Genomic DNA, 13,053 nt, shown 5'->3' on the forward strand with positions numbered 1-13,053 from the left:
GGCGGGCGGTCCCCTGGGACGGGGGCCGCCCGCCGCCGCGTGGTCAGCCCTTCTTGGTCAGCAGGCCGGGGCCGACGATGCGGCGGGCGATGCGGCGCAGGGTGCTGCGCTTCTTGACGGGCTTGGCGGGGGCTGCGGCCGCGGGGGTGGTGGGAGCTGGCTGTGCCGAGGGGACGGCGACGGGTGCGATGCGCACGGTGGGGAAGTCGTTGCGGGGCTGGGACTGGTCAGGCTCCTGGCTGAACGTCACGGTGCGATCTTGCCAAACCGCGCGGAGCCGCTCGCATCGGGAATCGATGGAATCACCGGTGCGGGCCACCGGCCCGCACCGGCGACCGGTCACTCCGCCAGCGCCGCGTCCAGCGTGATGGTGGTGCCCGCCAGCGCCTGGCTGACCGGGCAGTTCTTCTTGGCCGTCTCCGCCGCGTCGGCGAAGGCGTCGGCGTCCAGGCCCGGCACGACGGCGCGCACGGTCAGGTGGATGCCGGTGATGCCGGTGCCCACCTGGAACGTCACCTCGGCGGAGGTGTCGAGCTGCTGCGGCGGGTTGCCCGCCTGGGCCAGGGCGTGCGACAGCGCCATCGAGTAGCAGGAGGAGTGCGCCGCGGCGATCAGCTCTTCCGGGCTGGTCTTGCCGTTGGCCTGCTCGGACCTCGACGGCCAGTCCACCGCGTGGGTGCCGATGCCAGAGGACTCCAGGGTGACAGCGCCGCTGCCCTCCAGCAGGCTGCCTTCCCAGTGCGTGGTGGCCTTGCGGGTGGTGGCCATGTAGCTGCTCCGTATCGAGAGGAAACCTTTGCGGAGCGAACCTTATCGATGAACGAAGAGGCCGGCTCTCCGGGGAGAACCGACCTCTTCGTGACGAGCGGATGACGAGACTCGAACTCGCGACCCTCACCTTGGCAAGGTGATGCGCTACCAACTGCGCTACATCCGCCTGTTGGGGACAACTATAGCGGACGTTCACACCGCGTTTCGACCGGGGGGTGGTGATCCTGACAACAGCCGGTCCACCTCGGTCAACCGCTCCTGGGGCCAGCGCCACTCCCACAGGGGGCGGACCTTGGCCACCACCTCGGCGGGCAGCCACGGCGCGACCTCGTCGCGCAGCTCCCACTCGTCGAAGACGTGCTCGTAGAAGCTGACCACCGCGGCGTTGGACAGGAACTGCTCCTGCTGGAAGCACCAGTGGGCGAAGCCGTACACCCGGCCGAGCACCTCGTGATCACCCTCGCGGTGCGCCTCCAGCGCGAGCTGCCACAGCTCCGACAGGAACACGTGGCACGACCAGGACTCGCGCTCGACGACCGCGCTCAGCTCTGGCAGGAGTGCGCAAGCCCTTGCGCGCCAATCGACCACACGGCGGGAGGCTACCCGCCACCGGGCGCCGGGGAGAGCACTCGACGCCGAGCCGTAACCGGGTCGTCACCGGTGGCGTACCGGAGGGCGGGTGCACCGGTTGGGCCGAACGGCTCACGACGAACGGGTGGTATTGGCTGTCGGCTCGCTATCGGCCCGAGGGTTACCGACCGGTTGTGGCATCTTGGCCGAGTAGTGCTCAGCAGGGGCGGGAGGTGCCGGGCACGATGGCCGAGGACGCCGATTTCGACCGTGAGCTGCTCGCCAGGGTCCGCGCGGGCGAGGACACCGCCTTCGGCGAGCTGTTCTCCCGCCACTCCGACGCGGTGCGCCGGTTCGCCCTGCGGCACGTGCGCGAGCACGCCGAGGCCGAGGACCTGACCGCCGAGGCGTTCTTCCGGGTGCTCCAGGCGATCCGCCGGGGCAACGGCCCCACCGACCACGTGCGCACCTACCTGCTGACCGTGGCCCGCCGGGTGGCCTGGGAGTGGAGCGGGCGCAGGCGCGACGTGCCGGTGGCGGACGAGGAGCTGAGCAGGCGGGTCGAGCCGTTCCCGGACGCGACCGCCGACCGCGCCGAGCACACCCTGATCTCCCGCGCGTTCACCAGCCTGCCCGAGCGCTGGCGCAGCGTGCTGTGGCGGGTCGAGGTGGAGGGCGAGCGGCCCGCCGCGGTCGCGCCGCACTTCGGCCTGAGCCCGAACGCGATGGCCGCGCTGGCCCGCCGCGCCCGCGAGGGCCTGCGCGCCGCCTACCTGCAGGCGCACCTGGCGGCGGGGGCGGACGGCGGGCCGCGCGCGTGCAGCTCGGTGGTGGCCAAGCTGGGCACCTACACCGCGGGCGGGGTGCAGGGGGCCGAGCAGCTGCGCATCCGCAAGCACCTGCGGACCTGCGCGTCCTGCAACGCGCTGCACGCCGAGCTGGTCGAGGTCTGCTCCACGCTGCGCGCCCACGCCGCGATGCTGGCCGTGCCGGTGGCGGCGACCGCGGTGATCGCCCCGCACGCGACCGCGGCGATCACCGCGATCGGCGGCGTCGCGGGCAGGCTCAAGCTGGTGCTGACCACCGCCGCGTCGGCCGCGGCGGTCGGCCTGTTCGGCATGGTGGCGGGCACGTTCACCGGGGGGCCCGGCCCGGCGCTGGTGCAGCCCGGCCCGAACGCCCGGCACGGGGAGGACGTGCTGGCGCTGGCCTCCACCACGACCGCCGCCGAGGTCACGGTCACCGGCGAGGCCACCAGCCGGGCGCGGCCGCACGTGGAGACGGCGGCGCGGACGCAGCGCGCCGCGACCGGCACGCCCCCGTCGACGACCAGCGGCGGCACGGTGGTCACCTCGACCACGCCGGTCGCGCCGACCAGCGCGGCGGACCAGTCGCGGCGGTCGTCGCCCTCGGCGGGGGAAGCCGAAGGGCAGTCCTCCGGGCGGGTGGTCGTCGACACCCCCGCGGAGACGGCGGGCACCGAGGCCCAGCTGCTCAAGCAGTCCTCCACGCCCGCCGACCCCACCGGCGCCGACCCCACCGGCACGCACTCCACCGGCACGGACTCCACCAGCACGGAGAAGGCCAACACCGTGATGCGCACCTCGGAGCCCGCGACCACGCCCACGACGGTGACGCTGCGGCCCACCCCCACCCCGCGCTTGCTCTGAAGAGTGGGCCGGAGATCTCCGCGCGTGCCGGATCGATCACGGCACGGCACAATCACGGCCACGCGGTTCACCCTCGGGGCGCAAGGCCCGGCGGGTACCGTGGGGACACGCTGGGTGACCGCTCGACGTCGAGGAGACGGGCATGACACGGCTGGTGCGCGGCGCGGACGGCCGGATGTGGACGGTGCGCAGCCAGGTGGAGTGGCGCAACCCGGCCGCCGACGCCGACTTCGAGCACGACGTCAGCGGCGGCCAGGGGCCGGGGGTGCTGATGCTCGCCGTGGTCATCGCGCTGGCCGTGGTGCTGGTGGCCTGGAAGCCCGCGGACGTGGTGGTGCCGGGGTGGCTGATCCTGGCGCTGCTGCTGATGTTCCTGTTCTTCCCGGCCCGCTGGGCGCTGCGCAGGCCGTGGCTGGTGGTGGCGGAGTCCAAGGCGACCGGTGACGACCTGCCGCCGGAGCGCTGGGTGGGCTACGTGCGCGGCGTGCTGACCGTGCGCAACGAGGTCCGGACCATCGCCCGCAAGATCGAGATGTACTCGCTGCCCGACATCGAGGGGCCGCTGCAACCGGTCGACTGATCGCGACCGGCGGGCCACACTGTCCCGGTGCCGGAACTCCCCGAGGTCGAGGCCCTGGCCCACCACCTGCGCGAGCACGCGGTCGGCCGCGTGGTGGCGCGGGTCGACGTGGCGTCCCCGCAGGTGCTCAAGACGTTCGACCCGCCGGTGACCGCCCTGCACGGCCGGGAGGTGACCGGCGCGGGCCGCTTCGGCAAGCACCTGGACCTGGACTGCGACGGGCTGCACCTGGTGGTGCACCTGGCGCGGGCGGGCTGGCTGCGCTGGTCGGACACCGTGGCCGCGGCGCCGCCCAAGCCCGGCCGGGGGCCGCTGGCGCTGCGCGCGCACCTTGGTCCGCCGGGGCGGGGGCCGGGGTTCGACCTGACCGAGGCGGGCACGAAGAAGGGCCTGGCCGCGTGGGTGGTCCACGACCCGGCCGAGGTGCCCTCCGTCGCCAGGCTGGGCCCGGACGCGCTGTCGCTGGGCCGGGCGGAGCTGGCCGAGCTGCTCGCCGGCCGCACCGAGCGGCTGAAGACGGCGCTGACCGACCAGGCGCTGCTGGCGGGCATCGGCAACGCCTACTCCGACGAGATCCTGCACACCGCCGGGCTGTCGCCCTACGCCACGGCGGGCAGGCTGTCGGCGCAGGCGCTGGACCGCCTGCACGAGGCGGTGATCGGCGTGCTGACCGACGCCGTGGCGCGGTCGGTGGGGCAGTCGGCGGCCCGGCTCAAGGGCGAGAAGCGCTCGGGCCTGCGCGTGCACGGCCGCACCGGGCTGCCGTGCCCGGTGTGCGCCGACACGGTCCGCGAGGTCTCCTTCGCGGACAAGGCTTTCCAGTACTGCCCGACCTGCCAGACCGGCGGCAGGCCGCTGGCGGACCGGCGGATGTCGCGGCTGCTCAAGTAGCGCGCACCAGCACGACTTCCAGCCTGCGCGGCCCGTGCACGCCCTCCACCCGGTCCAGCTCGATGTCGCTGGTCGCCGACGGCCCGCTGATGAAGGTCAGGGGGCGCGACGGGTCCAGCCGCGCCAGCGCCTGCGGCACGCTGCCCGCCACCTGGTCCTCGCGCACCACGCACACGTGGTGGTCGGGCAGCAGCGTCAGCGCCCGCCGCCCCTGGCCGACCCCGCCGTCGAGCACGATCGTGCCGGTGGGCGCGATGGCCGCCGCGCAGCCGGTCAGCACGCCGTCCGCGCCGTCCAGCGCGGCCACCGGCAGCGGCGGCGAGTCGACCAGCCAGGTCACGCCGGGCACCTGCCACGGCAGGTCGGCGGGCACGGCGATCCGCTTGCCCGCCAGCAGCCGCGCCAGCAGCGGCACCAGTTCGTCCGGCCCCACCTCGTGCACCGCCGCCCGGTAGTGCGCGACGCGCTCGGCCAGCAGCGCCAGCGAGGCGTCGCCGGTGCGCTCGTAGTCGCGCGGCACCTCCGGCGGGGTGGGCCGGTCGCGCAGGGCCGCGCGGACGCGGGCAAGCACCTCGGAACGCGCGTCAGCCACGGTTGCGCCTCCACCACTCGCGGAACGACTCGCGGGGCGGCACGGGCGCGTCGCGCGAGGCCGTCCACGCCGCGCCCGGTCCGGGCAGCCGGGAGATCCGCCCGTCCCGGCCCAGGAAGCGGGCCAGCGACCCCAGCCGCTGCGCCCGCTCGTAGCGGGCGGGGTCGCCGAAGACCCAGGCGGCGGCGGCCATCGCCACCGACTCGGCCGTGCGGCCCCTGGCGGACACCACCCGCGCGCGCAGGTGGGTGAGCACCTCGGGGATGTCGATGCGCACCGGGCACACCTCGAAGCACGCCCCGCACAGCGACGAGGCGTACGGCAGCGACGCGGCCTGCGCGTCGTGCGGGTCGTCGACCAGCTGCGGGGTCAGGATCGCGCCGATCGGGCCGGGGTAGACCGAGCCGTAGGACTTGCCGCCGGTGCGCTCGTAGACCGGGCAGACGTTCAGGCAGGCCGAGCACCGGATGCAGCGCAGCGCCTGCCGCCCGGTCGGGTCGGCCAGCGTGGCGGTGCGGCCGTTGTCCAGCAGCACCAGGTGGAACTCGGCGGGTCCGTCGCCGGGGGTGACGCCGGTCCAGACCGAGGTGTAGGGGTTCATCCGCTCGGCGGTGGAGGAGCGCGGCAGCAGCTGCAGGAACACCTCCAGGTCCTGCCAGGTCGGCACCAGCTTCTCGATGCCCATCACGGTGATCAGCTTCTCCGGCAGGGTCAGGCACATCCGCCCGTTGCCCTCGGACTCCAGCACCACCACCGAGCCGGTGTCGGCGACCGCGAAGTTCGCCCCGGAGATCGCCACCTTGCAGGACAGGAACTTCTCGCGCAGGTGCGCGCGCGCCGCCTCGGCCAGCTCGCGCGGCGCGTCGCCGGTCGCGGCCAGTCCCGAGCGGCGGAAGATCTCCCTGATCTCCGCGCGGTTGCGGTGGATGGCGGGCACCAGGATGTGCGAGGGCCGGTCGTCGCCCAGCTGCACGATCAGCTCGGCCAGGTCGGTCTCCACCGCGCGCACGCCACCGGCCGCCAGCGCCTCGTTGAGGCCGATCTCGGCGGTGGCCATGGACTTGACCTTCACCACCTCGCGCTCGTCGCCGACCAGCCGCAGCACGATCTCGTTGGCCTCGGCGGCGTCGCGCGCCCAGTGCACCACGCCGCCGCGCGCGGTCACCGCGGCCTCCAGCCGCTCCAGGTGGGTGTCCAGCTCGGCCAGCACGCGGTCCTTGATCGCCTCGCCCGCCCGCCGCAGCCGCTCCCAGTCCGGCAGCTCGGCGACGGCGGCGGCGCGCCTGCCCCGGATGGTCGTGGTGGCGTTGCGCAGGTTGCGGCGCAGCTGGGTGTCGGCCAGCGCGGTGCGCGCCGCCTCCGGGAAGGCCGGGCTGCCCAGCCAGGTCACCGGGTTGCGGGTGCCCAAGGGTCCTCCTCCGTGCTCGCCAGGATCTCCGCCAGGTGCACCGGGCGCACGCCCGCGCGCAGCCGGGACAGGCCGCCGCCGATGTGCATCAGGCACGAGTTGTCGCCCGAGGTCAGCACTTCCGCGCCGGTGTCGAGCACGCAGCGCATCTTGTCGGCCAGCATCGCGGTGGAGGTGTCGGCGTTCTTCAGCGCGAACGTGCCGCCGAACCCGCAGCACGACTCGGCCAGCGGCAGCTCCACCAGCTCCAGCCCGCGCACCGCCCGCAGCAGCGCCAGCGGTTTGTCGCCCACGCCGAGCACCCGCAGCGAGTGGCACGTCGGGTGGTAGGTGACGCGGTGCGGGAAGTACGCGCCCACGTCGGTGACGCCCAGGACGTCCACCAGGAACTCGGACAGCTCGTAGACGGGGACGCCGCCCGCGCCGAGCTTCGGGTGGACCTCCCGCGCCATGCCCGCGCACGAGCCGGAGGGCGTCACCACCGCGTCGTACCCGGCGAACACCGAGGCGAACGAGCGCGCCAGGCCCTCCGCGTGCGCGGCGTAACCGGTGTTGAAGTGCATCTGCCCGCAGCAGGTCTGGTCCAGCGGGAACTCGACCGCGCGGCCCAGCCGCTCCAGCAGCCGCACCACCGCCCTGGCCGTCGCCGGGTACAGCGTGTCGGTCAGGCACGTGGCGAACAGCGCGATCCTCTCCACGGCACCCACTGTGGCCGGCGAATGATCGGATGTCTACCGGTGCGGGGGTGAGACCCCTTGCCCGACGCGCCCGCAACCCAGAGCATGGACGCCGTGCGCGACCTCCTTACTGAGCGTGCGGTTCTCGGTCTCATCGCCACCCTGGCCGTGCTGGGTCTTTTCGTGATGCTGTGCCGCGCCCGACGGGTGAGCACTTCGGTCGAGGACGCCGTGATGGACATGCTGCACCGCATGTCCAAGGCGTCCGCCGACCTGCGCGAGGGCCTGACCCAGGAGGCGGCCGACAAGGCCACCCCCCACCTGCGCGAGATGTTGCGCTGCGTGGCCGTGGGCATCACCGACCACGAGGGCACCCTGCTGTCGTGGGACGGCGAGGCCAACGACCACTACGTGTGGCTGCGCGAGTACATCGAGCGCGCCATCGGCGAGGGCCACAAGGAGCACGTCGAGCACGCCAAGCTGGACTGCGACCAGACCGGACCGTGCCCGCTCAGCAGCGCGGTGATCGTGCCGCTGGTGGTGGAGGGCGAGGTCGCGGGCACCCTGATCGTGGTCAGCGGGGTGGCCCACAAGCGGCAGATCCGCATCGCCGAGGAGACCGCGCGGTTCGTCTCCACCCAGCTGGAGCTGGAGGTGCTGCAGAAGTCCCGGCAGGCGCTGGCGCAGGCGGAGGTCAAGGCGCTGCGGGCGCAGATCTCCCCGCACTTCGTCTACAACGCGCTGAACACGATCTCCTCGCTGATCCGGACCGACCCGGCGCAGGCGCGCGAGCTGCTGCAGGAGTTCGCCGAGTTCACCCGGTACTCCTTCCGCACCGACGGGTTCTTCACCACGCTGGCCGACGAGCTGACCAACATCCACCGCTACCTGACCATCGAGCGGGCCCGCTACGGCTCGCGGCTGAACGTGCGGCTGAAGATCGCGCCCGAGGTGCTCCAGGTGGTGCTGCCGTTCCTGGTGCTCCAGCCGCTGGTGGAGAACGCGGTGCGGCACGGCCTGGCCAAGAAGCCCGGCGGCGGGCTGCTGACCGTGATCGCGGAGGACAACGGGGCCGAGGCGCTGATCAGCGTCGAGGACGACGGCGTCGGCATGGACCCGGACCGGCTGTTCGACGACCTGAAGGACGCCCACCAGACCGGCGCGCACGTGGGCCTGGGCAACATCAACCAGCGGATGCGCGCGGTGTTCGGCGACGAGTACGCGCTGGTCGTGGAGACCGCGCCGGACGCCGGGATGAAGATCATCCTGAAGATCCCGAAGTACCGCCAGGGCGTGCGCACCAACCTGCCGCTGGTCCCCCCCAAGCTCGACGACACGGCCGAGCAGCCCGCCATCGGCGTCTAGCTCACCCCGCCGCGATGGCCAGCGCGCTGACCAGCATGACGCCGCACGCCGACCAGATCACCCACATCCAGTAGACCTGCATCGGGGTCGGACCGTCCGGGTTCCGGCGGCCGCGATCGTCCCACCACTCGACGTACCGCTCCAGCCATCGGATCGGGTTGAACGTCACGCCCCGATGTTAGCTGCGCCACGTATGGTCGAGTGCATGAGCGTGACGGACAAGATCGCGGCCAGGCTGCCGAAGATCGTCAGCGAGCGGAGCGAGCGCGGACCAGTGGTGGCGGCCGTCCGGCTGCACGGCGTCATCACCCCGACCCCCACGCCCATGGCCCGCAACACCATCAGCGTGCAGACCGTGGAGACCGCGCTGACCCGCGCGTTCGACCACGACCGGCTGGTCGCGGTGGCGCTGCTGATCAACTCGCCGGGCGGGGCGCCCACCCAGTCCGCGCTGATCGCCGAGCGGGTGCGCGAGCTGGCCGCCAAGAAGCGGGTGCCGGTGCTGGCGTTCTGCGAGGACCTGGCCGCCTCCGGCGGCTACTGGCTGGCCTGCGCGGCCGACGAGATCTACGCCCACGGCACCTCGCTGGTCGGCTCGATCGGCGTGGTCAGCGCGGGCTTCGGGCTCAACGGGCTGCTGGAGCGCTACGGCGTGGAGCGCCGGGTGCACACCGCCGGGGATCACAAGGTGCGCCTGGACCCGTTCAGCCCGGAGAAGCCGGAGGACGTGGAGTGGCTCAAGGGCCTGCAGGTCCAGCTGCACGAGCAGTTCGCGGCGTGGGTCCGCGAGCGCCGCGGCGACAAGCTGGTGGGCACCGACGACGAGCTGTTCAACGGCGAGATCTGGACCGGCGCGAAGGCCGCCGAGCTCGGCCTGGTCGACGGGATCGGCACGCTGCGCGGCGTGGTGGCCAAGCGCTACCCGGACGCCGAGATCGCCGTCGCCGAGCCGCGCAAGCCGCTGCTGGCCCGCCTCGGGCTCGCCGGCGCCACTACACGATCGGGGGACTTCTTCGCGGAGGGGCTGGCGGCGCTGGAAGAGCGGGCGCGCTGGTCGCGATTCGGCTTGTGAGCCCCCGGTCGCGCCGCCGCGCCCCGACCGGCGTGGACACGACCGATGGTCGGTGGGCAAGATGCGCGGCACAGTGAGCAGCCCAGTGAATACCCCAGTGAGCAGCGCCGGCCTCCTCGTCCTGGCGGTGGACGACGAGGCGCCCGGCCTGAACGAGATCCAGTTCCTGCTGGAGAGCAGCCCGCACATCCGCCGCGTGCTCACCGCCTTCGACGCCGCCGAGGCGCTGCGCATCCTGCGCGGCGACTACGACGTCGAGGTGATGGAGCGGGCCAAGGCCGGGCTGCCGCCGGTGGACGCCGTGTTCGCGGACATCAACATGCCGGGGCTCAGCGGCACCGACCTGGCCCGCGTGCTGGGCGCGTTCCGCGCGCCGCCCGCGCTGGTGTTCGTCACCGGCGTGGAGCACTCCGAGGCCGTGGTCGCGTTCGAGGTCGGCGCGCTGGACTTCGTGACCAAGCCGATCAACGAGGACCGGGTCAACAAGGCCATCTCGCGGGTGGTCGACCGGGTCTCGCTGACCCCGGCGGGCGCACCGGAGCCCGCGCCCGTCGACGCCGCCGAGGACGAGGTGATCCCGGTCGAGCTGGGTGGCACCATCAAGCTCGTGCCCAGGGCCAGCGTCCGCTACGTCGAAGCGCAGGGCGACTACGCGCGCCTGCACACCAGCGACGGGCAGAGCCACCTGGTGCGCATCCCGCTGGCGCAGCTGGAGGAGCGCTGGGAGAACGCCGGGTTCGTGCGCATCCACCGGTCCTACCTGGTGGCGCTGCCGCTGGTGACCGAGCTGAGGATGACGTCGAACGGGTACGCGGTGGTGATCGGCAGCGGTGACGGCGCCAAGGAGCTGCCGGTCAGCCGCAGGCACACCAGGGAGCTGAAGGAGCGGATCGTGCGGCCCCCGAAGAGCGGTTGGGGATGACCAGGCACTCCGGACCGCCCGGCCAGCCGGAGCAGCCGCAGCCGGGCGAGCGGGACGCGTGGCTCTCGGTCGGGGCGCGCAGGCCGCGCCGCAGGCGCGTGGTGCTGGCCGACCCGAAGGGCCGCGGCCGGGTGCTGCGCACGATCATCGAGCTGGAGGAGCAGACCAGCGTCGGCGAGAAGCTGGTCCGCGACCTGATCCGGACGCAGCTGCGCACCGCGCTGCTCGGCGGCTCGGCGCTGGTGGCGGTGGCGCTGCTGCCCGCGCTGTTCCACCTGTACGACGACGTGTCGCGGGTGCAGCTGCTGGGGGTGCGGCTGCCGTGGGTGCTGCTGGGCCTGCTGCCGTTCCCGCTGTTCTACGGTGTGGGCTACGTCTGCCGCCGGGCCGCCGAGCGGCACGAGCGCGACTTCGTCAACATGGTCGACCGCTGACATGGTGCAGAACATCTGGAGCCTGAGCCTGGTCGTGCTGGTCGCGGCGCTGACCTTCCTGCTGGGCTACGTGGGATCGCGGCGGGCCAACACCACACCGGACTTCCTGGTGGCCCGGCGCGCGATCCCGGCCACCCGCAACGCCGCCGCGATCTCCGGCGAGTACCTGTCCGCCGCGTCGTTCCTGGGCGTGGCCGGGCTGGTGCTCAAGGACGGCATCGACGCGCTGTGGTACCCGATCGGGTTCACCGCCGGGTACCTGGCGATGATGCTGTTCGTCGCCGCGCCGCTGCGCCGCTCCGGCGCCTACACCCTGCCCGACTTCGCCGAGGCCCGGCTCGGCTCGCGCGAGCTGCGGCACGTGTGCACGTTCTTCGTGGTGTGCATCGGCGTGCTGTACCTGGTGCCGCAGCTGCAGAGCGCGGGGCTGACGCTGAACACGATCACCGGCCTGCCGGTGTGGCTGGGCGGCGTGGTCGTCGCCGTGATCGTCGTGGTCAACGTGCTCGGCGGCGGGATGCGCGCCATCACCCTGGTGCAGGCGTTCCAGTACTGGGGCAAGCTGTTCGCCGTCGCGGCCCCGACGTTCGTGCTGTTCGCGGTGTTCCTCGCCGGTCCGGGCAACGGCGCGCAGGACGTGGACGACCAGGGCGTGCTGCGGTTCCACCAGGACACCACGATCACCACCACCGAGCCGGTGCGGGTGCGGGCGGTGCTGCCGATGGAGCTGGAGGTCGTCGGCCAGGTCAACGGCGCGCTGGCCAACGGCCCGGTGTACTGGACGCCGCGGGTCTACGAGGTCGGCGCGCGCGCCGAGCTGCGGTTCCGCGCGGGCGACCCGGTGCCGGTGGTGGAGGGCTCGCCGGCGTCCAACGCGCAGTGGCTGGACCCGCGGGGCCGCGGCCTGAGCGGGCTGCTCGAGACCTACTCGCTGATCTTCGCCACGTTCCTGGGCACCATGGGCCTGCCGCACGTGCTGGTCCGCTTCTACACCAACCCCGACGGCCGGGCGGCCCGCCGCACCGCGCTGCACGTGCTGTACCTGCTGGGCCTGTTCTACCTGTTCCCCACGGTGCTCGGGGTGATCTCCCGGCAGTACCTGCCGGAGCTGCTGGTCACCGGCAAGACCGACGCGGCGGTGCTGCTGCTGCCGCACATGATGGTGCCCAGCCTGGGCGGCAAGATCCTCGGCGCGATCGTGGCGGCGGGTGCGTTCGCCGCGTTCCTGTCCACCTCGTCGGGCCTGGTGGTGAGCGTGGCCGGGGTGGTGTCCACGGACATCCTGCCCGGCAAGGTCCGCGACTTCCGGTGGGCCACCCTGCTGACCGGCGCGGTGGCGATCGGCCTGGCGCTGCTGCTGCCCCGCGGCGACGCCTCGCTGACCGTGGTGGCCATGTCGTTCACCCTGGCCGCCTCGACGTTCTGCCCGCTGCTGCTGCTGGGCATCTGGTGGCGCGGCCTGACCTGGGTCGGCGCGATGGCGGGTCTGATCGTGGGCGGCGGCCTGGTGATCGGCTCGCAGGTGCTGACCGTGATCAGCTCCTACACCGGCGACTGGGCGCCGCCGATCACCGCCCAGCCCGCGCTGCTCACCGTGCCCGCGGCGTTCGCCACCATGGTCGTCATCAGCAAGTTGACCGCCCGCCGGTCCCCCGAGGACGTCAACCAGATCCTGCTGCGGCTGCACGCGCCCGACCCGCTGGGGTTCATGCGCGACCGCGACGTGCAGCGCTTCGGCAGCGGCGAGAAAGCGGACGCCTGATCGGCGCTGTCCCCCCGCACTGCCCCCCATGCGGGGGTGGCGCGTGTCGGCTTGTCGGGACCGGTCCCAGGGCGGCCGGGGAGCATGATCGGTGCCGGATGCGTCCGGTGTGCCGACGTGGCTCCTGGCGCGGGGTTGGGGGGTGGTCGAGCCTTCGGGGGTCCGGGGGCGCTGCCTTGTCGAGGCTTGCTCGGATGGGTGACGGTGTGCTCACCATAGGGTGACCGGTGAGGTTGGTCACGGAACGGTACTTCGTCTCAGCATTACTACCGCTCGTCGCATCACTCGACAGTTGGGCGCATAAGCGTGGACGGGGACTACCGAGCGTGAGCCACGTCT

Annotated in this window: 15 protein-coding genes and 1 tRNA gene; 8 read left to right on the forward strand and 8 right to left on the reverse strand. The window is 73.0% G+C overall.

Annotated elements, in window-relative coordinates:
• Positions 1-43 precede the first annotated feature (43 nt).
• The 4 genes from JOF41_RS30950 to JOF41_RS30965 form a co-directional block, all read right to left on the reverse strand.
• The gene (locus JOF41_RS30950; RefSeq protein ID WP_189221476.1) at positions 44-250 is read right to left on the reverse strand and encodes a hypothetical protein; all 207 of its coding nucleotides are present in this window, start codon (positions 248-250) and stop codon (positions 44-46) included.
• Positions 251-339: 89 nt separating this feature from the next.
• On the reverse strand, positions 340-768 hold the full coding sequence (locus JOF41_RS30955; protein WP_189221475.1) for an OsmC family peroxiredoxin: 429 nt from the start codon (positions 766-768) through the stop codon (positions 340-342).
• A gap of 96 nt (positions 769-864) precedes the next feature.
• Positions 865-937 (reverse strand) — tRNA-Gly (locus tag JOF41_RS30960).
• 26 nt (positions 938-963) lie between these two features.
• A complete protein-coding gene (locus JOF41_RS30965; protein ID WP_189221474.1) occupies positions 964-1,359 on the reverse strand; it encodes a DUF7674 family protein in 396 nt (131 codons plus the stop codon).
• Positions 1,360-1,586: 227 nt separating this feature from the next.
• Between JOF41_RS30965 and JOF41_RS30970 the strand changes: the two genes are divergently transcribed.
• The 3 genes from JOF41_RS30970 to JOF41_RS30980 all read left to right on the forward strand — a co-directional run bounded on the left by JOF41_RS30970 (position 1,587) and on the right by JOF41_RS30980 (position 4,482).
• Positions 1,587-3,011, forward strand: coding sequence for a sigma-70 family RNA polymerase sigma factor (locus JOF41_RS30970; RefSeq protein WP_209623487.1), 1,425 nt, complete (start codon positions 1,587-1,589; stop codon positions 3,009-3,011).
• Positions 3,012-3,153: 142 nt separating this feature from the next.
• Entirely contained in the window at positions 3,154-3,591 is a 438-nt protein-coding gene (locus tag JOF41_RS30975) for a DUF983 domain-containing protein (RefSeq protein ID WP_189221472.1), read from the forward strand.
• A 27-nt stretch (positions 3,592-3,618) separates the two neighbouring features.
• A complete protein-coding gene (locus JOF41_RS30980) occupies positions 3,619-4,482 on the forward strand; it encodes an Fpg/Nei family DNA glycosylase (RefSeq protein WP_209623488.1) in 864 nt (287 codons plus the stop codon).
• Here JOF41_RS30980 and JOF41_RS30985 read toward each other — a convergent pair.
• From JOF41_RS30985 to JOF41_RS30995, 3 genes are read right to left on the reverse strand one after another with little or no spacing between them, the layout of a single operon-like run.
• Complete coding sequence (locus JOF41_RS30985; RefSeq protein ID WP_189221470.1) at positions 4,475-5,074, reverse strand: LutC/YkgG family protein; 600 nt, start codon at positions 5,072-5,074, stop codon at positions 4,475-4,477. The genes JOF41_RS30980 and JOF41_RS30985 overlap by 8 nt on opposite strands.
• A complete protein-coding gene (locus JOF41_RS30990; RefSeq protein ID WP_209623489.1) occupies positions 5,067-6,482 on the reverse strand; it encodes a LutB/LldF family L-lactate oxidation iron-sulfur protein in 1,416 nt (471 codons plus the stop codon). Before JOF41_RS30990 ends, JOF41_RS30985 begins: the two co-directional genes overlap by 8 nt.
• Positions 6,461-7,171: a (Fe-S)-binding protein gene (locus tag JOF41_RS30995; RefSeq protein ID WP_189221770.1), complete on the reverse strand. Its 711-nt coding sequence runs from the start codon at positions 7,169-7,171 to the stop codon at positions 6,461-6,463. Before JOF41_RS30995 ends, JOF41_RS30990 begins: the two co-directional genes overlap by 22 nt.
• A 93-nt stretch (positions 7,172-7,264) precedes the next feature.
• Between JOF41_RS30995 and JOF41_RS31000 the strand changes: the two genes are divergently transcribed.
• On the forward strand, positions 7,265-8,524 hold the full coding sequence (locus tag JOF41_RS31000; protein WP_189221769.1) for a sensor histidine kinase: 1,260 nt from the start codon (positions 7,265-7,267) through the stop codon (positions 8,522-8,524).
• 1 nt (position 8,525) lies between these two features.
• On the opposite strand, the gene JOF41_RS31005 is transcribed toward JOF41_RS31000, so the two are convergent.
• Positions 8,526-8,693: a hypothetical protein gene (locus tag JOF41_RS31005; protein WP_189221468.1), complete on the reverse strand. Its 168-nt coding sequence runs from the start codon at positions 8,691-8,693 to the stop codon at positions 8,526-8,528.
• A 36-nt stretch (positions 8,694-8,729) separates the two neighbouring features.
• Between JOF41_RS31005 and JOF41_RS31010 the strand changes: the two genes are divergently transcribed.
• The 4 genes from JOF41_RS31010 (at position 8,730) to JOF41_RS31025 (ending at position 12,714) form a co-directional block, all read left to right on the forward strand.
• Entirely contained in the window at positions 8,730-9,596 is an 867-nt protein-coding gene (locus JOF41_RS31010) for a S49 family peptidase (protein ID WP_189221467.1), read from the forward strand.
• 61 nt (positions 9,597-9,657) lie between these two features.
• Positions 9,658-10,518, forward strand: coding sequence for a LytR/AlgR family response regulator transcription factor (locus JOF41_RS31015; RefSeq protein WP_189221466.1), 861 nt, complete (start codon positions 9,658-9,660; stop codon positions 10,516-10,518).
• On the forward strand, positions 10,515-10,952 hold the full coding sequence (locus JOF41_RS31020; protein ID WP_189221465.1) for a hypothetical protein: 438 nt from the start codon (positions 10,515-10,517) through the stop codon (positions 10,950-10,952). The genes JOF41_RS31015 and JOF41_RS31020 overlap by 4 nt, the downstream gene beginning before the upstream one ends.
• Before the next feature lies 1 nt (position 10,953).
• Complete coding sequence (locus JOF41_RS31025) at positions 10,954-12,714, forward strand: sodium/solute symporter (RefSeq protein WP_209623490.1); 1,761 nt, start codon at positions 10,954-10,956, stop codon at positions 12,712-12,714.
• Positions 12,715-13,053 lie beyond the last annotated feature (339 nt).

Source organism: Saccharothrix coeruleofusca, assembly GCF_017876325.1.
GTDB lineage: Bacteria > Actinomycetota > Actinomycetes > Mycobacteriales > Pseudonocardiaceae > Actinosynnema > Actinosynnema coeruleofuscum.